The following is a 22,326-nucleotide window of genomic DNA, read 5'->3' as shown; positions in this document are numbered from 1 at the left end:
GGCTATGCCGTGGCAGCTAAGTCTTTAACGATCGTCGCTGTGGCTGTTGTCGTTGTCTTGCCCTGGGTGATGTCCAGGAAATGCTCGATATGAGCGGGCCGTCCGAGCAGATAGCCTTGGACCTCGTCGCAACTCTCATCGCGCAAGAACTGAAGTTCCGCTTCGGTCTCAACGCCTTCGGCCAGCACGGGAAGTCCCAATCCGCGACCGAGACCGAGCACCGCCCGCACGATCGCCGCTGCCTGGCTGTTGGTGTTGACCGATTTGATGAACGAGCCGTCGATCTTGATCTTGTCGAATGGAAAGGCACGCAAGTTCGACAGTGACGAATAGCCGGTGCCGAAATCATCCATTGCGATGTGAACGCCAAGCGCCTTGATCCTGCGCAGGGTGGAGAGCGCGCGATCGAAATCGCGGATCAGGGCCGTTTCCGTGATCTCCAGTTCGAGCCGGTGCGCGGGTAAGCCCGTTTCCAGCAGGATCTCATGGACGATTGCGACGAAATTGTCGTGATAGATCTGCACTGCGGATACGTTGACGGCGATGGTGAGTGGCTGCTTCCAGCTCGCGGCTTCCTGGCAGGCGGTGCGCAGCACCCATTCGCCAATGTCGAGAATCGCGCCGGTCTCCTCGGCAACGGGAATGAAGATATCGGGCGGCACGTTGCCGCGTACCGGATGCGCCCAACGCAGCAGCGCCTCGAAGCCGATGACCGTTCCGTTCTGAATGTCTTCTTGCGGCTGATAAGCCAGCTTCATCTGATTGCCGGCGATGGCGTGACGCAAATCGTGCTCGAGCATTCGCCGATCGCGAACCGCTTCGCCCATTTCGGCCTCGAAGAAACGATAGGTGGCGCGGCCCTCAGTCTTGGCTCGATAAAGCGCAGTGTCCGCATGGTTAAGAAGCGTCTCTGGATCCATGGCATCGTCGGGACAAACTGCGATGCCGATGCTGCTCGAGATGCCGTCGCTATCCGCTGCGTCCCTGGCGCGCAGCGTTTGGAGGATTTCCTCGGCGAGGCGTCCCGCTGCGTCGGCATTTGCCAGACCCGGCAACAGAATGGCGAATTCATCGCCGCCGAGGCGGGCCATCATCTGCCCTTTTCTGAGCATTGCCGTGATACGTGACGCTGCGGTCTGCAGCACCTTGTCGCCGGCGGCATGGCCGAACAGGTCGTTGACTTCCTTGAAGCGGTCGAGATCGAGGTAGAGCACGGCGAGCTTCTTGCCGTCTGTCAGTGCCGTGATTTCCTGATCGATCCGTTCGTTGAAATGGCCGCGGTTGGGCAGCGATGTCAGTGCGTCGTGTTGGGCGAGATAGCGGATGTGCTGTTCTGCTTTCTTGCGCGCCCGCAGGTCGCGAACGGCGATCACCTGATGTGGCCGTCCGGCGAAATCGATCGGCCGCAAGATCACCTCGACGGGAATCACCGAGCCATCGCGATGGCGCAAACTGGCTTCGATCGGCTGGTTCGGGTGAGTGAGCAATTTCCTGCGCGAGATGTCTTCCGGAAAACAGCTTTCCAGCCTGGTGCCGACGAACTTCGTAGCGGATGAGCCTGCGAGAGTCGCGAAGCTGGTATTGACGGTGACGACTTCGCTGCCGTCACAGACCAGCAGGCCCTCGACCGCGGCATTGGCAAGGCCGAGCATACGGTCGGCCTCAAGCTCCGAGCGTCGGCGGTCACGGATATCGAGTATGATGCCGGCCAGCGCCATTCCGATGATGGCAAAGCTTGCGAGCGCGACACCGGTTGCGAGCCATCCGGCGGGCACGGCCAGTTGGGAAACTTCTACGGTGGGGTCGGGGATGATCGAGACCGCGCCCATCGCGGTGAAATGGTGGCTGCAGATCGCCAGCGTCAACAGCACGGCGCCGCTGATTTTCCATTTCTCCTCGGTGCCATAGAGAGCCACGGGAAGAGCCGCCGCGCCAATCAGCGCACCAAGCAAGATCGATACGATGACGAGCACCGGATCCCACAGGATAATCCCGGGGATTTCGAGTGCTGCCATGCCGGTGTAATGCATCGCGGCGATGCCGCCGGCGACGATGGCGCCACCAAGCAATGGTCCGTGCCGCCAGTTCGGCAGCAATGATACCGCGAGTCCAGCGCCGGTCAGCAGGATCGCCGCGACCAGCGACAGGAGGGTCAGAATGATATTGTAGCCGCTTGGAATTCCCGGCGAGAAGGCCAGCATCGCAACGAAGTGCGTTGCCCAAATTCCGAACCCGATGGAGATCGCGGACACCATCAACCATATGCCACGCATCTGGCCGCTCGATCCGCGAGCGTGGCGCAACAGGTTGACCGCAGCGAAGGATGCAAGCGCGCAGATGAGGGCTGCGAGCACCACGAGTCTCAGATCGTGGGCCGTCGCAATGCAATTATAGACCTTCAACATGAACCGATACCGCAACGGCGGGAATGCCGCGATTGCGGGCGAAGCTAGGGGGAATTGCGTAAGGAGACGTAAATACCGCCTGGCGGATGAGCATACCGCATCCCCGCTTTATCGCTCAGCATGCTTACGGAAGTGCAAACTGGTATCTTTTCGCGCATTCCTATCTACCCATGCGGCAGCTCTGCTGCGTGCTGCACTTTTGCCGCGCAAAAACGATAACCAACGATCAACCCTGTCGCGAACGGCCTGACGTATCGTTGATGTGAGCCGTCATCGATCGACGCGACTGACCACGTCCATCAACTCGGCGATCTTGCGGCGTTGATCGGCCTTGTCGCCTGACGAGATCGCATGCTCCACGCAATGCGCAACATGATCTCGCAGGATCTCCTCTTCGACCCGCCGCAAGGCTGCGCGGGCCGCGGCGATCTGCGTGACCACGTCGATGCAATAGCGGTCGGCCTCGACCATGCCGGCAAGACCACGGACCTGGCCCTCGATCCGTTTGAGGCGTTTTAAACAGGACGTCTTGATCTCGGTGCGCATGAGGTTCATATACCCCCATAGGGTATATGTTTCAAGAGGCGAGGTTACGGTGGCAGAGACAACTCACACGCATACGGGGCACGATGCCCATGCCGGTCACACGCATGGCGCATGCTGTTCGCATGGTCGCCATCACGCCGAGGCTGCGCCGGCCAAAGTGCTCGATCCGGTCTGCGGCATGACTGTCGATCCCGCGATCGCCAAGAACCGCCTGATCTATCAAGGCCATGAGTATTTCTTCTGCAGCGCGCGCTGCCGCGAGCGCTTCAACGCCGATCCCGAGAGCTTTCTTCAGCCGAAGGAGCCCGCCCCGCCGGCGCCGGCCGGCACGATCTATACTTGCCCGATGCACCCGGAGATCCGTCAGGAAGGACCCGGGAGCTGTCCAATCTGCGGCATGGCTCTGGAGCCGGAGCAGGTCTCGCTCGACGATAAGCCAGATCCTGAACTGATCGACATGACCCGGCGCTTCTGGATTGCGCTGGCGCTGACATTGCCGGTGTTCGTGCTGGAGATGGGCGCGCATCTCGGCCTGATGCAGCTGGTATCGCCGACAACGTCGAACTGGATCTCGTTGGTGCTGGCGACGCCCGTGGTGCTGTGGGCCGGCGCGCCGTTCTTCGAACGCGGCTGGCGCTCGGTGGTAACGCGCAATCTCAACATGTTCACGCTGATCGCGATGGGCACCGGTGTGGCGTGGATCTACAGCGTTGTGGCCACCTTCGCGCCCGGTCTGTTTCCTGACGCGTTCCGTGACTATCACGGTGCAGTGGCGGTCTATTTCGAAGCCGCTGCTGTCATCACAGTGCTCGTTTTGCTCGGACAGGTGCTTGAGCTGCGCGCGCGCAATCAGACGTCAGGTGCGATCCGCGCGCTGCTCGGCCTTGCGCCGAAGACCGCGCGACGCATCGGCAAGGACGGTGATGAGGACGTCGCTCTCGATGTTATTGCCATCGGTGATTTATTGCGCGTGCGGCCGGGCGAGAAAATTCCAGTCGACGGTGTCGTCACCGAGGGGCGTTCGTCGGTGGATGAATCCATGGTTACCGGCGAGTCCATGCCGGTGAGTAAGGCCGAAGGCGCGCGCGTCATCGGTGGCACCGTCAACCAGAGCGGCGGTCTCGTGCTGCGGGCCGACAAGATCGGCCGCGATACGATGCTGTCGCGCATCGTCGACATGGTCGCCAAGGCGCAGCGCTCGCGCGCGCCGATCCAGCGTCTCGCGGATCGTGTCGCCGGCTGGTTCGTGCCGGCCGTGCTCGCCGCGGCGGTGATTGCATTCATCGCCTGGGCGACATTCGGGCCAGAGCCGCGGCTCTCGTTTGCGCTTGTTGCTGCGGTCACCGTGCTGATCATCGCGTGCCCCTGTGCGCTCGGTCTCGCAACGCCCATGTCTATCATGGTCGGCGTCGGCCGCGGCGCCCATGCCGGTATTCTGGTGCGCGACGCGCAGGCGCTGGAGCGCCTGGAAAGCATTGATACCATTGTGATCGACAAGACCGGTACGCTGACGGAAGGCAAGCCGAAACTGGTGAGCATCTTGCCAGCAGAAGGTTTCAACGAAAGCGACATTCTGCAACTTGCTGCAAGTATCGAACGTTCCAGCGAACATCCGCTGGCGCAAGCCATCGTCAATGAAGCAAAGCAACGCAATGTTGTGCTGAGCGATGCCGGTGACTTCGCCTCGCCATCCGGCAAAGGCGCGTCGGGTGTGGTCAATGGCAAGCGCGTTGCGCTCGGCAATGCGATGCTGATGAGCGAATTGAAGGTGGATACGACGCGCTCCGACGGCGTCGCCGAGCTGGCGCGGCAGAACGGTGCGACTGCCATCTTCGTTGCCATTAATGGCAGCGTCGCCGGCGTGATGGCGATTGCCGATCCCGTAAAGCCATCGGCGCAGGATGCGTTGAAGAAGCTGCGCGCCGACGGCCTGCGGATCGTCATGCTCACCGGCGACAATGCGACGACGGCTAAAGCCGTCGCAAAGACACTGGGTATCGATGAGGTCGAGGCGGGTGTGTTGCCGGAGCGCAAGAGTGACGTGGTCACGCGTTTGCGCGGCGAAGGCCGCCGGGTCGCCATGGTTGGCGACGGCGTCAACGATGCACCTGCGCTGGCTGCTGCGGATGTCGGCATCGCCATGGGAACGGGGACCGATGTCGCGATCGAGAGTGCTGGCGTGACGTTGCTGACCGGCGATCTGATGGGGTTGGTGCGTGCGCGCGAATTATCAAAGGCTGTGATGAGCAATATCCGCCAGAACCTGACATTTGCGTTCATCTACAATGCAGCGGGCGTGCCGGTCGCGGCCGGTGTGCTGTATCCGATTTTCGGCATTCTGCTGTCGCCGATGATCGGCGCTGCCGCGATGGCGCTGTCCTCGGTGAGCGTGATCGGGAATGCGCTCCGGCTGGCGAAAGTGAAGCTGGACTGACAATTCGCGGGCGCAAAAAAAAGCCGGACTCAAACGAGTCCGGCTCTGAGGTATTGGCCTCGAGAGGCCGACACAATCACCTTCCAAGAGGGATTACTGAGACTCCGCACCACTGGAGGAGGGGGACAAATGCGCAGCGCAAAATCTCAGCGTCTGAGAAGTATGATCCCTGAAGGTGGCATGCAGCAACGCATCACTTGGCATGTCTGACATGCTGGGAAGCGTGGGCATATCTGCCCTGAAATATTGCGGGTTAGGACGGCCAGCGCTGTGCCTTGCTGACGATGAAGTCTCGGAACACCTGCACACGGGCGACCGTCTTCAACTCTTCGGGATAGACAAAATAAGTGTCGAGTTGAATCGAGTCCGACTCGCTGAAGAGCTGAACCAGACGATCGTTTTCTTCGACCAGGTAGTCCGGCAATGCTGCAATGCCCAAGCCCTGCTGGCAGGCGCGCATCAGGCCCAGAATATTGTTGACCTTGAAGTAGGCTTCGCGCGGGCCGGAGCCGTTGCGCCCGGCATCGATCAGCCAGCTGCGGTTTTGCAGGTGCGGGGACACCTGGGCGTCGCTGAGCATGATGATGCGGTGCCCGTCGAGTTCGTCGAGGGTGCGCGGGGTGCCGAAATGCTTGATGTATTCCGGCGAGCAATAAGCGTGGAATCCCATGGCGAACAGCTTGCGCTGGATCAGGTCCGGCTGGGTCGGCTTGCGGGTGCGGATGGCCACATCGGCCTCGCGCATCGACAGGTCGAGTTCCTCGTCGGTGACGATCAGCGAAATGCGGATTTCCGGATAGAGTGCGGTGAACTCGCCAAGGCGCGGGATCAGCCAGTTGATGCCGACGCCCGGGGTTGTGGTCACCTTGAGGTCGCCGCTCGGCCGCTCGCGGCTGTCGGTCAGCTTCGCGCGGGCCGCCTGGAGCTGCATGAACACGTCATGGGCGGTACGGAATAGCAGGTCGCCCTGTTCGGTGAGGATCAGGCCGCGAGCGTGGCGGTGGAATAGCGAGACCGCCAGTTCCTGCTCGAGCGCGCTCACCTGTCGTGAGACTGCCGATTGCGACAGGCCCAGTTGCTCGCCTGCATGCGTGAAGCTCCCCGCTTCCGCCGCCGCGTGAAACACCTTCAGCTTGTCCCAGTCCATATCTGTAAATCCGTCGCGGGTTCGTTTGATCATCATTCGGCCGCTGCGCGGTCATGAGCATGCGCGGCGAGATAGCGTTCAGCTTCGAGGGCGGCCATGCAGCCCATGCCCGCGGCGGTGACCGCCTGCCGATAGGTTTCGTCCGCCACGTCGCCGGCGGCGAAGACGCCGGGCATCGAGGTTGCGGTGGAATTCGCCGTCACTTCGACATAGCCCGAGGGCTTCAGCTTGATCTGGCCCTTGATGAGTTCGGTCGCAGGTGCGTGGCCGATGGCAATGAAGACGCCGTCCGCCGGCACCTTGGTGATGGTGCCGGTCTTGACGTTTTTCAGGCGCACATGGGTAACTTTGGCCGGGCCCTCGGTGCCGCAGATCTCATCGAGCGCCGAGTCCCAGACCACCTTGATCTTCGGGTGCTTGAACAATCGCTCCTGCAGGATGCGTTCGGCACGGAAATGGTCGCGGCGATGCACGATGGTGACCTGCGAGGCGAAATTGGTCAGGAACAAAGCTTCCTCGACGGCCGTGTTGCCGCCGCCGACTACGATCACTTCCTTGTTGCGATAGAAGAATCCGTCGCAGGTGGCGCAGGCGGATACGCCGCCGCCCTGGAATTTCTCTTCCGACGGGATGCCTAGCCACCGCGCCTGCGCGCCGGTGGCTAGGATCACGGTTTCGGCCAGATAGACGTCGCCGCTGTCGCAGGTCAGGCGGAACGGACGCTGGCTCAGATCCATGTCACTGACCAGATCGGTGACGATCTTGGTACCGACGTGTTGAGCCTGCTTCTCCATCTGCTCCATCAGCCAGGGGCCCTGAATGACGTCGGCAAAGCCCGGATAGTTTTCGACATCCGTGGTGATGGTGAGCTGGCCACCGGGCTGAATCCCCTGGATCAGGACGGGCTCGAGCATCGCGCGTGCGGCGTAGATAGCGGCAGTGTAGCCAGCCGGGCCTGAGCCGATGATGACGACTTTGGCATGGATGGGGGCGGCCATGGTCGAGTCCCTTTCTGAAGGGAAATTGGTCATTGCTGAGGCGAAATGTGCCGGCGAACACGTCGCTGCGGCGTCGAAAGTCTTGTCTGCTAGTGTAGAATATCTGGCGAGCCATGCAAGAATTGCAATTCGTCCCGGCAATTTTTCCCCCGGAGACGCTTAATTTCTGCGATGCACGCGCAATAAAATTGCGCAAGTTGCGGCTCCTGCGCTAAGAGAGTTCAAACGGTTTCTTTGAATACCAGCCAGGATCCGCGCCGCGTGCCGAAAAGCCTAGACGACATCGACCTCAAAATTCTCAGTGAAATCCAGGCCGATGGCCGAATCACCAATGTGGAACTGGCCAAGCGGGTCGGCATCTCGCCGCCGCCCTGTCTGCGGCGGGTCCGGACCCTGGAAGAGGCTGGCTATATCCAGGGCTATCGCGGGTTGCTGGATCCCCGATTGCTCGGTTTCGACGTTACTGTGTTCGCTTCGGTCCACCTGTCGAGCCAAGCCGATGCCGATCTCAAGGCGTTCGAGGATTTCGTCCGCAAGGAGCCGTTGGTGCGGGAGTGCTGGATGCTGTCGGGCGAGATCGACTTCATCCTGAAATGCGTGGCGCCCGACATGGCGACCTTCCAGGATTTCGTCGGCCATCTCACGGCGGCACCGCATGTCCGCAACGTCCGCACGTCTCTGGTTCTGCAGAATTCGAAATACGCAGCCGCCGTGCCGCTCGAGCTGAGGGCTGCGGATTAGCAGCGAGCGCTAAAAGCAAAGGGCGCCCACCTTGCGGTGAGCGCCCTTTTTTTACTGTCGTGATGTCGAGCTTAGCTCTTCTTGCGCAGTATCGCGTCGAGGCTGATCGGGCCTCCGCCTGACGTCGCAAGATAGAGGCAGGAGAAGCAGAACAGGATGGCAGCGGTGCCGCCGTTCAGCAGCGGCAGGAAAACCGGATCCGCGCCTTTAAACATGTGGCCGAGGAAGTAAGCGAAAGCCATTTCACCGGCGAGGATGAACGCAACTGGGCGCGTGAACAGGCCGAGCAGCAGCAGCGCACCGCCGACGAGTTCAAGCGTTGCCGCGACCTGGATCAACGGCGGAATATTCGCGAAATAGGGCAGAACCGGAAATTTGAAGATCTTGGCGATGCCATACTGCAGCAGCAGCAGGCCGGTGATGAAGCGGAAAAGGCTGAGTGCAACAGGCTGAAATTTGGCTAGCGTTTGGTCCATGTCATTAGTCCCCCTGTGATGACCATCGTTTCTAGCATTACTGCAATGCAAAATGCTGGTCACTCTCGTGTGAAAACACGTGAGCTGTGGAAGTATTCCAGAAGTTTCCGTGAGTAGCGATGGCTGGATACCGCAATCAGGGGACAATAAAGAAAGCCGCGCATGATGCGCGGCTTTCTTGTTTCGCGTTGAGCGCTGTCGATCAGCGCCACTCGACCTTGGTGATCTCATAGGCCTTGGCCCCGCCGGGAGCGACGACTTCGACCGATGCGCCTTTGCTCTTGCCGATCAGCGCACGCGCCAGTGGCGAGGTAATCGAGATGCGACCTTTCTTGGCATCAGCCTCGGGCTCGCCGACGATCTGCCAGACCGCCTTCTTCTCGGTGTCTTCATCGATCAGCGTCACGGTCGCGCCGAACTTGATGGTGTCGCCGGACAGCTTCGAGATATCGATGATATCGGCGCGGGCGAGCTTGTCTTCGATATCGCTGATGCGGCCTTCATTATGCGACTGCTCTTCCTTGGCGGCGTGATACTCGGCATTTTCCGAGAGGTCGCCATGGGAGCGCGCTTCGGCGATCTGCTCGATGATCCGCGGACGGTGCACCGACTGACGTTCCTTCAGCTCGACCTCCAGCGCAGCGTAGCCACCTGCTGTCATCGGGACCTTCTCAACCATTCTCTTCGTCCTCTAACGTCATGCGGAACGCGGCGGCGCGCATGAAACCATTCGTTCTGCAAGATGTCGGCTTGGCTGCGCTTGCAGCCAGTTCAGACGCCGGCTTCGAGCGCCGAAACAAAACAAAGACGCGACCGGTGAGTTCCGGTCGTGCCTTGCCTAGCTGATCTCGTCGGACCTGCAGTCCGCCCGAATTCAGGCTTCGGAAAAGTAACTCTGCAATGTGCGGACCTCAAGGTCCCCGCCCAGATAGGCCCGGACGCCCTGCGCGGCCGCAACGGCACCCGAAAGAGTGGTGTAATACGGTACTTTATGCAAGAGGGCAGCCCGCCGCAGCGAGCGGCTGTCGGCTAGGGCCTGCGGCCCGTCGGTGGTGTTCAGAACCAGCTGAATCTCGCCATTGGTGATGGCATCGACGATGTGCGGCCGGCCTTCCAGCACCTTGTTGATCTTCTCGGCGGGGACGCCGTTGTCGACCAGGAAGCGCTGGGTCCCCGACGTCGCGAGCACCTTGAAGCCGTTCGACGAGAGCAGCTTCACGGCATCGAGAATGCGCGTCTTGTCGCTTTCGCGCACGGACACGAACACGGTGCCACTGCGCGGAACGCGGGTGCCGCCGCCGAGCTGGCTCTTGGCGAAGGCGATTTCGAACGAGCGGTCGATGCCCATCACTTCGCCGGTGGAGCGCATCTCCGGACCGAGCACAGTATCGACGCCGGGGAAACGTGCGAACGGGAAGACCGATTCCTTGACGCCGACATGGTCGAGCTTGCGCTTCTTCAGATTGAAGTCGGCGAGCTTCTCGCCGGCCATGATACGCGCGGCGATCTTGGCCACCGGCATGCCCATCACCTTGGCAACGAAAGGCACGGTGCGCGACGCGCGCGGATTGACTTCGAGCACGTAGATGTCGCGATCCTTGACCGCGAACTGCACGTTCATCAGTCCGACCACGTCGAGGCCGAGCGCCATGTCGCGGGTCTGGCGTTCGAGTTCGGCGATCATGTCGTCGTCGAGCGAATGCGGCGGCAGCGAGCAGGCCGAGTCGCCGGAGTGAATGCCGGCTTCCTCGATATGCTCCATGATGCCGACAATGAAGGTGTCCTTGCCATCGCAGAGGCAGTCGACGTCGACTTCGATGGCATCCGACAGATAGCGATCGAACAGCAGCGGATTGGTGCCAAGCACCGTGTTGATCTGGCCGGTCTTGTCGTTCGGATAGCGCGCCTTGACGTCGCCGGGCACCAGCTCCGGCAGCGTACCGAGCAGATAGTCGCCGAGCTGGTTTTCCTCGCGAATGATCTGCATCGCGCGGCCGCCAAGCACATAAGACGGACGCACCACCAGCGGCAGGCCGAGATCGGCTGCGACGAGGCGGGCCTGTTCGACCGAATAGGCGATGCCGTTCTTCGGCTGCTTCAGTTTGAGCTTGTCGAGGATGCGCTTGAAGCGATCGCGATCTTCGGCAAGATCGATGGCATCTGGCGAGGTACCGAGGATCGGCACGTCGGCGGCTTCCAGCGCGCGCGCGAGCTTCAGCGGGGTCTGGCCGCCGAACTGCACGATCACGCCATGCAGCGTGCCGTTCTGACGTTCGGTGTCGATGATCTCGAGCACGTCTTCGGCGGTCAGCGGCTCGAAATACAGGCGATCCGCGGTGTCGTAGTCGGTCGACACGGTTTCCGGATTGCAGTTGACCATGATGGTCTCGTAGCCGGCGTCGGCGAGCGCGAAGCAGGCGTGACAGCAGCAATAGTCGAACTCGATGCCCTGGCCGATACGGTTCGGGCCGCCGCCAAGAATGATAACCTTGTTCTTGTCCGACGGCTGACTCTCGTCGGCGAAGCTGCCGGCGAAGGACGACTCATAGGTCGAATACATGTAGGCGGTCGGCGAGGCGAATTCGGCGGCGCAGGTGTCGATGCGCTTGAACACCGGGCGCACGTCGAGCGAGCGGCGCAGTGCCTTGACGTCGGCCTCGGTCTTGCCGGCGAGCACCGCGAGGCGCGCGTCGGAGAAGCCCATGGCCTTTAGCGTCCGCATGCCGAAGGCGTTGGCGGGCAGGCCACTGGCCTTCACCTTGGCTTCCATTTCGACGATGCCGCGCATCTCGGCGAGGAACCACGGATCGATCTTGCAGGAGTTGAAGATTTCCTCGTCGGTCCAGCCCAGACGCATGGCCTGGCCAACCTGCAACAGACGGTCCGGCGTCGGCGTGCCGAGTGCAGCGCGGATGGCGTTCTTGTCGTCGCCGCGGCCGAGATCCTCGATCTCGATTTCGTCGAGACCGGTCAGGCCGGTCTCAAGTCCGCGCAGCGCCTTCTGCAGCGACTCCTGGAATGTGCGGCCGATGGCCATCACTTCGCCGACCGACTTCATCGACGTCGTCAGCGTGCGCGATGCGCCCGGGAATTTCTCGAAGGCGAAACGGGGAATCTTGGTGACGACATAGTCGATGGTCGGCTCGAACGACGCAGGCGTCGCGCCGCCGGTAATGTCGTTGGCGATTTCATCCAGCGTATAGCCGACGGCAAGCTTCGCCGCGACCTTGGCGATCGGGAAACCGGTGGCTTTCGAGGCCAGCGCCGACGAGCGCGACACGCGCGGATTCATTTCGATCACGACCATGCGGCCGTCGGCAGGATTGACGCCGAACTGCACGTTGGAGCCGCCGGTCTCGACGCCGATCTCGCGCAGCACCGCCAGCGAGGCGTCGCGCATGATCTGGTATTCCTTGTCGGTCAATGTCAGCGCCGGCGCGACGGTGATGGAGTCACCGGTATGCACGCCCATCGGATCGAGATTCTCGATCGAGCAGATGATGATGCAGTTGTCCTTTTTGTCGCGGACGACTTCCATCTCGTACTCTTTCCAGCCGAGCACTGACTCTTCGATCAGCACTTCGTTGGTCGGAGACGCGTCGAGGCCGCGCTCGATGATGTCGAGGAATTCTTCGCGGTTATAGGCAATGCCGCCGCCGGTGCCGCCCATGGTGAAGGACGGGCGGATGATCGCGGGCAAACCAATTTCGGACAGCGCCATCAGCGCCTGGCCGAGAGCATGTTCCTGATAGCGCTTGCGACGGTCGCCTTCATGCAGCACCCACTGCCGCTCGTGCTCGGCGAGCGCGTCGCCCGTCAGCTTGGCTTTTTCGGCCTGATGCTGCTCGCGATACTGTTTCTTCAGCGCGGATGCGTTGGCGAGCCGCGACTTCGGCGTCTCCAGCCCGATTTTCGTCATCGCCTCGCGAAACAGCTGGCGGTCTTCGGCCTTGTCGATCGCTTCGGCGGTGGCGCCGATCATCTCGACGTCGAACTTCTCCAGCGTGCCCTGCTGGCGCAGCGACAGCGCGCAGTTCAGCGCGGTCTGGCCGCCCATGGTCGGCAGCAGCGCAAAACCCTTGGAGCGGTCGCCGCGCTCCTTCTCAATGATCTTGGCGACGATCTCGGGTGTAATCGGCTCGATATAGGTCGCGTCCGCCAGCTCCGGGTCCGTCATGATGGTGGCCGGATTGGAATTGACCAGAACGATCCGGTAGCCCTCTTCCTTGAGCGTCTTGACGGCCTGGGTGCCCGAATAGTCGAACTCGCAGGCCTGGCCGATCACGATAGGACCGGCGCCGATGATCAGGATGGTGGATATGTCGGTGCGTTTTGGCATTTAAACTCGCGGTGGTGACAAATCGGCACAAAAAAAGGGCGCGCATACGCGCGTCCCTCGGGCCCGGGCGCCAAACCAGCCATTGACCCCTCAGGGGAGCCATGGGCCGATCCTCGCGCGCGGCTGTCTTTAGACCACTATAACGGGGCGGGGAAGGCTTTTGAAGGTGCCATCAACCGGCAATTTGGGCCGGTTTCGGACGCTTCAGAAGGTGTCCAGCGAGGACGAGCGCGAGGGCTGCCGCCTCGGCGCAGCCGCCGATCCAGCCGAGGTGGCTGGAGCTCAATGTCGACAGCACCACGCCGCCCAACGCACTGCCGGCGGCAAAGCCGATATACATGGCGGAGGCGTTCAACGAGAGCGCGATGACCGAGGCTTCCGGCGTGACGCGCACGAGATGCGCGACCTGTCCTGGGTAGAACATCCAGCCGGCAATGCCCTGGGTAAAAATGAAGACCAGAAACAGCACGCCCGCAGTGGCGGGCGGCGCGAATGTCAGGGCCACCGATTGCAGCGTCAGTGACAGCATCATGCCGATCAGGCCCAGCGTCGAGGTCCGGAGCGGCCCGATACGGTCGGACATCGTGCCGCCCAGGGTGTTTCCGATGGCCGCGGCGACGCCAAAGACCAGCAGTGCCAGGCTGATTCCGTTGGCGTCAAAGCCAAGTCGGTGCAGCGGCACAGCCAGGTAGGTGAATGAGGTAAAGCCTCCGAGGCCCCACATGCAGGTCACAGCAAGGGTTTTCAGCACTTCGGGATGGCGCGCGACGGCAAGCCTCTGACCGAGTGTGGCAGCAGTGCGTGGTAAACCGCGGGGCAATCCCAGCAGCAGCCCGGCCAATGCGACGGCGCCAAGCGCTGCGACCATCACGAATGTCGACCGCCAGCCAAAATGACTGCCGACCCAGGTTCCGAGCGGCACGCCCAGAACCGTCGCCACCGTCAGGCCGGAGATTACCAGCGACGCGGCGCGGCCACGGCGTTCCGGTGCAGCGATCGCGATTGCGACGGCCATGGCGGTCGGCATGCACAGTCCGGCGCCGACGGCCATTAGCATGCGCGATAGCAGGAGAGTGCCGAATGTGGTCGCAACGGCCGCCAAAAGATTTCCGACGATGAAGCAGACCAGCGCCAGCGAGACGACGGCGCGGCGGTCAAAATTGCTGAACAGCACAGCCAGGATCGGCGAGCCGATGGCATAGGTGATGGCGTAAACGGTGACCAATTGTCCCGTGGCCGCCAACGTGACATTCAGGTCCGCTGCCATGATCGGAAGAAGTCCAGCAATCACAAAGGCTTCTGTCCCAATCGCAAATGCCGCCAGGGCCAGCCAGAAAACGCTCATCGCCACATCCTTAGTTCAAGGTCTGTTGAACTATTGATGCGGCGGTGCAAAATGTCAAATGGTTCAAGAAATATTGAACATTGCAGCGGCCGGTCGGAATCAGTATTGAGGAGCCATGAGCCGCATTCTCCTGCATCCCACGCGCGAACAGATCGAATTGCCTGGCGTGATGGATTGCCTGAGCGATCCGATCCGGCTGGCGATCGTCTACAATCTGGCCAAACGCGAGAAAGAGGTCGGCGAATTGCGCTGCGGCGACTTTTACGGCCTCAGCGGCAAGTCCAATCTCGCCTATCATTTTGCGAAACTGCGCGAGGCCGGCCTGATGGAAACGCGCGCGGTGGGGACGGCGCGGTTGATGAAACTGCGCCGCGAAGATCTCGAGAGCAGGTTTCCGGGTTTGCTGGATGCGGTGCTCGCATCGGCCGAGCGCGATGCCGAGCGCCTGCAGCTTCCGGTGCTGGAATTCACCGAAGCCTGACAGCGCCGACGCACTGGTGAATGTCTGAAAGGTTGGAGGCCCAGCCTGGACTTGAACCAGGATAAAGAGCGATGCATCGCTCCCGCGTAGACATTTCCGCCACCGGGCCGAGCACAATGTTACCGATCACGGGGTGGCGATCCACCTCAAGTTTTGTAAACCTTCTGTTAACCTTAATCGTCCGTTTGCCCGAGCCGATGCCTCAGAATGTGTGATGGGCGACGAAGGTCATGCGCGAGGAATTATGGCCGATATTGACCGGCGCCCGCGACGCCCGGAATCCGGCCGCGGTCAGCTTGGCCAGCATCTCCGCCTCGCTGTAGCGCTGCAGGCCGACCTTGGTGCGTAACTGGCGGTAGTCCGAGAGGGCCGTGCGCACGAGGCCGACGAAAGCATCCCAGAGAAAGCCGTGTTCCCGGGCGAGCTTCAGCAGCGCCATGACATCGGTCGCCATGCCGACATCGGGCTGCAGGATGTCGCCGACCACGAGCTTGCCACCGGGCGCCAGGAGCCGCTTGATGATTGCAAAGGCATCGTCGAGTTCGGGGCCTGTCATGTACTGAGCCACCGAATTCATGACAGCCAGGTCGATCGACTGCGCCGTCATATTGCGCAACTCTTCCAGCGAACGGACCCGGATTTTGGTGTTGGGTGCGAAGCGGGCGACCAGCCGGCCGCGGACGCCGGGCGCGGGCTCTGCCAGGATCAGCTTGCTGCAGGCATTGGCCACTTTGGCGGCCGAGAGTGCTTCGCCGCAGGCATAGTCGAGCACGACGGCATCCTGAGAGGCGATGTAGCCCATGATATCGCGAGCGATGACCTCGAAATGCACGTCACGATGCAGCTTGCTCGCATAAATCGTATGCGTGGAATCGTAATAATCGATCCAATCTTCCATCGTCTGCCCGGCCCGATTGTTGTTCCCGTGTCGGGAACCCCTATATTTGTGATGCGTTGAGACGGTCTAGAGCGTTTTCAGGCGCGTGGGAAACCGCCTTTCCTTCAAGAACCGCAATTTTCGGAAATTTGCAGTGCTTTCCGTCAAGACCACTCTGATTTTTCCTGAAATCTTCCGCCCTGACGACAACCCTCCAGCCATCAAATCATCCGACACGGGAAGGTAAGTAACGTGAGCACCAAGACACCGAAAATCGCTGCCGAAATGAATACCCCGACTGACCTCTCAGCCGATGCCGTGGAGAAGGTGGCCAAGGCGTTGAACGGGTTGCTCGCCGACGCTTTCGCGCTCTACCTGAAGACTAAGAATTTCCATTGGCATCTCAGCGGGCGCCATTTCCGCGACTATCACCTGATGCTCGACGAGCAGTCCGACCAGATTTTTGCGACGACAGACCCGTTGGCGGAGCGCGTGCGCAAGATCGGCGGACGCACGCTGCGCTCGATCGGCGAAGTCGCCAAGCTGCAGACCATCAAGGACAATGATGAGGCCTATGTGCCGCCAGTGGAGATGCTGCGCGAGCTGATGAACGACAACAAGAAGATGGCAGCGGCGATGCGCAAGGCCCACGAGGTTTGCGATGACGCCAAGGACGTCGCCAGCGCCAGCCTGCTGGAAAACTACATCGACGACACCGAGCGCCGCACCTGGTTCCTGTTCGAAGCATCGCGTCAGGAAGGCGGCAACGAGGCGTAAGCTTCGTTCGAGCCGAATTCGTCACAACCGAATGCGTCAAAGCGCCCGCTTCACAGCGGGCGTTTTCATGTTGAAATGCCGTTGTTCGGCACCAAGCGCAGGACCGCAGTTATTCAGGCTGAATGCCGAGTTCCTGAATCGTCTTGCCTGTGGCGACAAGCTCGGCGTCGAAAAAGCGCTTCGCGCCTGCGGGCGTGACGACGTCACCGGAGGCGACATCGAAGCCGAGGACAGGCGCGCGCTCCTGCACATCCGGCGATTTCAGTGCCTGCGCAATCTCGGCACTGAGTTTGTCGACGATCTCGGCAGGTGTCCCGGTCGGGGCCATCATCATGAACCAGCCTTGCAGATCCGCGCCCTTCAACGTCTCGGTGATCGCGGGCACATCCGGCAGTGAATCGACGCGCTTGTTGCCGGCGATGGCGAGTGCGCGCAACGTGCCAGCCTTGATGAAGGATTCGGCCACCGATGCCGACTGGATCGTCACCTGGGTGCGTCCGGTCAGGCTGTCCTGGATCGCGTTGGTGATCGTATTGTAGGGCACCAGCACGAAACTGGTGCCCGCCTGCTTGTTGATGGTCTGTGCGATCAGGCCGGAAATGTTACGCGCGCCGTCGACCGCCATGCTCAGGGAGCCGGGAGCGGATTTTTCGAGCGCGATCAATTCCGTCAGCGTCTTTGCCTTCACGTCGGGATTGACGAGCAGGACGTGATTGCTTCGCGCCACCATTGCCACCGGCACGAAATCCTTCACGGGGTCGTAGGGCAGTTTCTTGAACGTATAGGGATTTGTGACCAGCGCCGCCGACGTCGCGAACAGGAATGTGTAGCCGTCGGGCGCGGCGCGCGCGACCGTCTGTGCGCCGACGAGGTTCGCGGCGCCCGGGCGGTTCTCAACGATGAATTGTTGTCCGAGCGCGCGGGAGAGTTTTTCGGCGACGATGCGGCACAGCACGTCCGGGCTGTTGCCCGCCGCCTGCGGCACCACGATCGTCACCGGCTTTTGCGGCCAGGATTGCGCATAGGCGGGCAGCGAGAGGCAAAGAATGCTGCCGGTCAACAAGATACGACGGGACAATGTGAGCATGGACTTCCTCCTGAAATGGATGGCCTGCGATTTCTGATCGCTTGTTGAGGCGCTCTTTTTGAACGAGCGGGTCTTTGTCGTGAGAAGCAGCCCGCGGCGCTGGTGGCGCGGGCTGCCGCTTGCGTCAGGCCTCGTCGGCCACGCCGTTGCGCAGCACGCCGAGCCGATCGATCTCGACCTCGACGATATCGCCCGGCTTCAGCCAAAGCGGAGGCGTGCGCTTGGCGCCGACGCCGCCCGGCGTGCCGGTGGCGATCACGTCGCCCGGCTCAAGGCGGGTAAAGGACGAGCAGTATTCAATCTGACGCGGGATATCGAAGATCATCTGATCGATGGTGGCGTCCTGCACGACCTGGCCATTGACGCGGGTCTGCAGCCGCAGCGGCGCAACATCGCCGAGTTCGTCCGGCGTCATCATCCAGGGGCCGAAGCCGCCGGTCTCCGGAAAATTCTTGCCGGGCGTGAACTGATGGGTGTGACGCTGGAAATCGCGCACGCTGCCTTCATTGTAACAGGCATAGCCGGCGATATGGCTCCACGCATCGGCCTGCGTGATGTGGCGTCCAGGCTTGCCGATAATGATTGCGAGTTCGCCTTCGAAGTCGAGGTGGGTCGAGACCTTCGGCCGGATGATATTGGTGAGATGACCGGTCTGGCTGTTGGCAAAGCGGCCGAACACCGTGGGATTGTCGACTTCGGCGCGTCCGGTTTCCTTGCGGTGCATCTCATAGTTCAGGCCGATGCAGAGGATCTTGTCCGGGTTCGGAATCACCGGCAGCCAGGTGATGTCGGCGGTCGGGATACGCTTGGCCTTGCCGGCTGCATCACGCACCGCGGACAGCGCGTTGGCTGCGATGACGGATTTGAGATCGGGATAGCGCTCTCCAAGAATCGCGCCGATGTCGAGCGCGTCATCGCCCTCGATCACGCCCCAGGTGGGTTTTCTGCCGATCTGAAAACTTGCCAATTTCATCGTGATGTCCTCGTTCTGGAAGCTGCGTGTCCGTGGGGAATGCTGGTGTGGTGACGCTGTGCGGCCGGCGTGATCATTGGAGCCGCTCCGCAAGATCGGTGAGCAGCGCGTCGAGTGCACTGGTCTCGCTAGCGATGCCGAAGACGTAGTGGTCGGGCCGTACGATTGCGGCGCGGCAGTCGTGACGGTCGAACCAGGCGGCGAGAACGCCGTCCTCTTCAGTAAGTACGTCATCGGTGGCGGGACCGATGCGAATTGGCCTGATGTCCAGCTGAGTCATGATCGCTTGCAGATCGGGACTGAGCTCCAGTTCGTTGCGCATATCGAGCACAAGCCGCCATCCGGTGCCGGCGACGCTATCGAGACGGCGCCGTCCTTCTGCAGTCCTGATCCAGGGCTGTGGAAACAACGTGCCATGCGCAGCATGAAGCGGGAACGCCAATAAACCAGTCTGCAATGGCGGCACGATTTCCTGACGGGTGATGGTGCGGGGTTGGCCGCCACCCTCCGCAAGAATGCGCTCGTCGCGTGCTGCTGCGGCGTCGGGATCGCGTTCGCAGATCACATGGCCGATGGCCTTGATGCGGGAAGTGAGCTGGCGCACATGCTCGCCGCGCTCCTCGCCGTAGCTGCCGAGCAGTTTTGCATTGGATTGCCCGCGGAGTACGCGGTCGAGCTTCCAGATTAGATTGCCGACATCCCGGATGCCCTGGCACATGCCCTGGCCGATGAACGGCGGCTGCTGATGCGCGGCATCGCCGGCGAGGAAGATGCGGCCAAGCCGCCATTCCTTCGCGACGAGCGCATGAAACCGGTAGCTCACAGCGCGCCACAGCGTGGCATCATCGGGCGTAATCCAGCGCGCGAGCAATCGCCAGACCTGCGCGGCCGTTTCCATCTCGCGCGGATCTTCGCCCGGCAGCAGCATGATCTCGAAGCGACGATGGTTGCCGGGGCCGATGATGAAGGTCGTGGGCCGCGACGGATCGCAGAATTGCGCCGCAGTCTGCGGCAGCTTGCTGAGGGAGGCGTCGTTGACCTGGAGATCGACGACAAGCCAGGGCTCATCGAAGACGAGATCCTCAAATGCGATGCCGAGTTGCTGCCGCGTGCTGCTGGAGGCGCCGTCGCAAGCGATGACGTAGTCGGCGGTGACGGCGCGCGTTGTGCCGCGATCGTCGCGTAAATGCAGTGTCACACGATCGGTCGATTGCTCGAAGCCGAGCAGTTCGGTGCCCAGCTCGACCTCGACGCTGTCATAGGCCGCAGCATGTTCGCGCAAGGCAGCCTCGACCGGCGGCTGGGTGAACACCATGCTGGGCGTGTAGCCGAGCGGATAGGGCTCCGCGACCATGTCGATGCGGCGGATCAGCTGCCCTTTGGCGCCGAAATGCTGGGAGGCGGGGAACGGAGCAACGTAAGGCAGCACGCGTTCGGCAGCGCCGATATTGTCGAGCAGGCGCAGGATCTCATGATCGATCGCGATCGCACGCGGCTTGTCATAGACGTCGCGCTGACGGTCGATCGCCAGCGTGCGGATGCCAAGGTCGCCAAGAAGGCTGGCCGCGACGGCGCCCGATGGGCCGTGACCGATCAGGACAACCTGAAAATCATTCCGTGTCTGCTCAGATGAAACCGTCACGCGGTACTCCCGTCGGCATAAGGAACCGCGGTCTGTGCCGTCTTGACGTAATCGGCTTTCGGCGGTGCGATGCCCCAGTGATCGGTGCGGCCGGGTGGCCAGACCCATTCCGACGGGCCGCGCACGACATAGCTGTCGTCGATCTGCAGAACTTCGGCGGTGTATTCGATGACGATCCCGACCGGATCGATGAAATAGGCAAACACATTGTCGCCGGGGCCGTGGCGGCCGACGCCCCAGGCAATGGGAAATCCGGCATCGATCATGCGACCCGAGCCCCGCATCACCGCTTCGATGTCCGGCATCAGGAAGGCGACGTGATTGAGCCCGTTCACGGCAGCGTCGGCGATGACGATGGCGTGGTGGTCGCTGTTGCAGCGGACGAAGGCCATGATCTTCGAGCGGTCGGTCAGCCGGAAGCCGAGCGCCTGCTCGTAGAACGCGGCGAGATCATCGACGTCGGTGCTGTTGATGTTGACATGCGCGAGACGTGTCGGCCGGCTGGTCGATGACGGCGCTTCGGCATGTTGCAGGTCGCCATGAACGAAGCGCAGCACGCCGCCACCGGGCGCGCGGATGCTCATGATCGTTCCGCCATCGGGCCCCAGATTCGGAGCCGGGCCTGAGAGCAGCGTGGCGCCGTGTTTCACCGATGCTGCGGAGATCGTTTCGAATTCCGCATCCGAATGCAGTCGGAATGTGATGGCCCTCAGCGCAGGGCGATCGCCCTGCCGCAAGGCGACGACATGGTGATCGCTGCTGCTGGCGCGCAGATAGCTGACGCCGTCATGGCGCGTCACGAGCTCGAGACCCCAGACGGATATGTAGAACTGCTCGGATTGCAGCAGATCGGGCGTGTCGAGATCGACGCTGCGCAGGGCGGTGATCGGGAAATGGGTCATTGCGGAGCCTGCTCGTCAAGGCCGAGGAAACGTCTTGCATTGGCATGAAGGACGAGATTGCGCGTGGCCTCGTCGCTGATGGCCGATGTGGCGCGCGCCACCGGAGTGCGATCATGAAATGCGAACGGGTAGTCTGTGCCGAGCATGATCTGCGTCGCGCCGAACTTGGCGATCAGATGCAGCAGCGTCGGGTCGTCATAGACCAGCGCGTCGTAATAGAGCCGGCGTGCCTGCAGGGTCGGCGATTCCTGGATGCTCTCCTGCAATACCGGGAACACCTGATATCCCTCTTGAAGCCGCGGCAGCAGCGACGCGAGCGTGCCGCCGCCGTGGCTGAACGCCATGCGCAGGCGCGGGTGGCGCAGCAAGAGGTTCGAGGTGATCACCGATGCGGCAGCGAGGCCGACATCGGTCGGATAGGCCAGCACCTGCTGCAATTGCGCCGGACCGACGAGGCGGTCCATGCCGCATGGTCGCAAGGCGTGGACGAACACCGCCATGTCGAGCTTCTCGACCTGGGCGAAGAATCCATCGAAGTCGGGAGACCCGATCGGCTTGCCGTTGATGTTGCTGCCGATCTCGATGCCCGCAAAGCTGAGTTCGTGCTTCAGCCGATGCAGCTCGGCAATGGCGCGGTCGATGTCCTGCAGCGGTACCGCGCCGAGGGCGACGAGGCGGCCACCGGAATGCGCGATCATCTCGGCCATCTGGTCGTTGATGTAGCGCAGCAGGTCACCGGCCGGTTCGGGCGCCATCCAATAGGACAGCAGCTCCGGCATCGGCGAAATGGCCTGCACGCCGAGTCCCATCTCCGCCATATCCGCGACGCGCTTGGCGACATCCCAGCAGCGATCCGACACCGTGCGATAGATGCGGCCGGCCATCATCACATGCTTGTGGCAGGGTTTGGCATCCGCCATCGACGGCCAGTCGGCTGGCATCGCCGCGCCCAGGTAGGACGGGAAGGAGGAGGGCACGACATGCGCGTGGACATCGATCCCGCAGCTGCATGGGGAGATGGCGCTCATAGGCACTGTGATCGGGCAATGCCCGGCTGGGCAGCTGCGAAAACTGTTGATGTATCAAACGCTTGCGCAGCCTTGCCAAACATTGTCGCGCCTCCCGGCCAGCGTCTCTCAGGACCTTGGGAAACTCA

Annotated in this window: 18 protein-coding genes; 4 read left to right on the top strand and 14 right to left on the bottom strand. The window is 61.8% G+C overall.

The genetic code is table 11. The annotated features are described in order from the left end of the window. Positions 1-2 precede the first annotated feature (2 nt). Together A4A58_RS00210 and A4A58_RS00205 are read right to left on the bottom strand one after the other, a co-directional pair. Complete coding sequence (locus A4A58_RS00210; RefSeq protein WP_068728736.1) at positions 3-2,405, bottom strand: EAL domain-containing protein; 2,403 nt, start codon at positions 2,403-2,405, stop codon at positions 3-5. A 270-nt stretch (positions 2,406-2,675) separates the two neighbouring features. Then, a complete protein-coding gene (locus tag A4A58_RS00205) occupies positions 2,676-2,951 on the bottom strand; it encodes a metal-sensitive transcriptional regulator (RefSeq protein WP_068730340.1) in 276 nt (91 codons plus the stop codon). Between A4A58_RS00205 and A4A58_RS00200 the strand changes: the two genes are divergently transcribed. Next, entirely contained in the window at positions 2,950-5,385 is a 2,436-nt protein-coding gene (locus A4A58_RS00200) for a heavy metal translocating P-type ATPase (RefSeq protein ID WP_081421639.1), read from the top strand. The genes A4A58_RS00205 and A4A58_RS00200 overlap by 2 nt on opposite strands. 253 nt (positions 5,386-5,638) lie before the next feature. Here A4A58_RS00200 and A4A58_RS00195 read toward each other — a convergent pair whose 3' ends face one another. Continuing rightward, positions 5,639-6,532: a LysR family transcriptional regulator gene (locus A4A58_RS00195; RefSeq protein WP_068728732.1), complete on the bottom strand. Its 894-nt coding sequence runs from the start codon at positions 6,530-6,532 to the stop codon at positions 5,639-5,641. 32 nt (positions 6,533-6,564) lie between these two features. Then, complete coding sequence (gene trxB, locus A4A58_RS00190; protein ID WP_068728731.1) at positions 6,565-7,530, bottom strand: thioredoxin-disulfide reductase; 966 nt, start codon at positions 7,528-7,530, stop codon at positions 6,565-6,567. A gap of 261 nt (positions 7,531-7,791) precedes the next feature. Between trxB and A4A58_RS00185 the strand changes: the two genes are divergently transcribed. Continuing rightward, entirely contained in the window at positions 7,792-8,271 is a 480-nt protein-coding gene (locus A4A58_RS00185; RefSeq protein ID WP_068730339.1) for an Lrp/AsnC family transcriptional regulator, read from the top strand. Positions 8,272-8,342: 71 nt separating this feature from the next. On the opposite strand, the gene A4A58_RS00180 is transcribed toward A4A58_RS00185, so the two are convergent. The 4 genes from A4A58_RS00180 to A4A58_RS00165 form a co-directional block, all read right to left on the bottom strand. Continuing rightward, positions 8,343-8,747, bottom strand: coding sequence for a DoxX family protein (locus A4A58_RS00180; protein WP_068728729.1), 405 nt, complete (start codon positions 8,745-8,747; stop codon positions 8,343-8,345). 202 nt (positions 8,748-8,949) lie between these two features. Continuing rightward, positions 8,950-9,426, bottom strand: coding sequence for a transcription elongation factor GreA (gene greA, locus A4A58_RS00175; protein WP_068728727.1), 477 nt, complete (start codon positions 9,424-9,426; stop codon positions 8,950-8,952). A 195-nt stretch (positions 9,427-9,621) separates the two neighbouring features. Beyond that, positions 9,622-13,086, bottom strand: coding sequence for a carbamoyl-phosphate synthase large subunit (gene carB, locus A4A58_RS00170; protein WP_068728726.1), 3,465 nt, complete (start codon positions 13,084-13,086; stop codon positions 9,622-9,624). A 172-nt stretch (positions 13,087-13,258) separates the two neighbouring features. After that, complete coding sequence (locus A4A58_RS00165; protein ID WP_068730338.1) at positions 13,259-14,431, bottom strand: MFS transporter; 1,173 nt, start codon at positions 14,429-14,431, stop codon at positions 13,259-13,261. A gap of 115 nt (positions 14,432-14,546) precedes the next feature. Between A4A58_RS00165 and A4A58_RS00160 the strand changes: the two genes are divergently transcribed. Beyond that, complete coding sequence (locus A4A58_RS00160; RefSeq protein WP_068728725.1) at positions 14,547-14,912, top strand: ArsR/SmtB family transcription factor; 366 nt, start codon at positions 14,547-14,549, stop codon at positions 14,910-14,912. A 202-nt stretch (positions 14,913-15,114) separates the two neighbouring features. Here the strand turns inward: A4A58_RS00160 and A4A58_RS00155 are convergent, their stop codons facing one another. Beyond that, entirely contained in the window at positions 15,115-15,810 is a 696-nt protein-coding gene (locus A4A58_RS00155) for a class I SAM-dependent methyltransferase (protein WP_068728724.1), read from the bottom strand. 264 nt (positions 15,811-16,074) lie between these two features. On the opposite strand from A4A58_RS00155, the gene A4A58_RS00150 reads away from it, so the two are divergent. After that, complete coding sequence (locus A4A58_RS00150; RefSeq protein WP_068730337.1) at positions 16,075-16,566, top strand: Dps family protein; 492 nt, start codon at positions 16,075-16,077, stop codon at positions 16,564-16,566. Between the two features lie 109 nt (positions 16,567-16,675). Here A4A58_RS00150 and A4A58_RS00145 read toward each other — a convergent pair whose 3' ends face one another. The 5 genes from A4A58_RS00145 to A4A58_RS00125 all read right to left on the bottom strand — a co-directional run bounded on the left by A4A58_RS00145 (position 16,676) and on the right by A4A58_RS00125 (position 22,198). After that, positions 16,676-17,653: a Bug family tripartite tricarboxylate transporter substrate binding protein gene (locus tag A4A58_RS00145; RefSeq protein WP_068728722.1), complete on the bottom strand. Its 978-nt coding sequence runs from the start codon at positions 17,651-17,653 to the stop codon at positions 16,676-16,678. A gap of 124 nt (positions 17,654-17,777) precedes the next feature. Beyond that, positions 17,778-18,626, bottom strand: a complete 849-nt coding sequence (locus A4A58_RS00140) for a fumarylacetoacetate hydrolase family protein (protein WP_068728717.1) — start codon at positions 18,624-18,626, stop codon at positions 17,778-17,780. A gap of 73 nt (positions 18,627-18,699) precedes the next feature. Further along, complete coding sequence (locus tag A4A58_RS00135) at positions 18,700-20,268, bottom strand: bifunctional 3-(3-hydroxy-phenyl)propionate/3-hydroxycinnamic acid hydroxylase (RefSeq protein WP_068728715.1); 1,569 nt, start codon at positions 20,266-20,268, stop codon at positions 18,700-18,702. Further along, the gene (locus A4A58_RS00130; RefSeq protein ID WP_068728713.1) at positions 20,265-21,170 is read right to left on the bottom strand and encodes a VOC family protein; all 906 of its coding nucleotides are present in this window, start codon (positions 21,168-21,170) and stop codon (positions 20,265-20,267) included. The genes A4A58_RS00135 and A4A58_RS00130 overlap by 4 nt, the downstream gene beginning before the upstream one ends. Next, positions 21,167-22,198 carry an amidohydrolase family protein gene (locus tag A4A58_RS00125; RefSeq protein ID WP_068728712.1) on the bottom strand — a complete coding sequence of 344 codons (1,032 nt, stop codon included), beginning with the start codon at positions 22,196-22,198 and terminating at the stop codon, positions 21,167-21,169. Before A4A58_RS00125 ends, A4A58_RS00130 begins: the two co-directional genes overlap by 4 nt. Positions 22,199-22,326 lie beyond the last annotated feature (128 nt).

This window comes from Tardiphaga robiniae, from assembly GCF_001618955.1.
GTDB lineage: Bacteria > Pseudomonadota > Alphaproteobacteria > Rhizobiales > Xanthobacteraceae > Tardiphaga > Tardiphaga robiniae_A.
The sequence above is the reverse complement of the archived record's forward strand: the minus strand, read 5'-3'. Positions and strand labels throughout refer to the sequence as shown.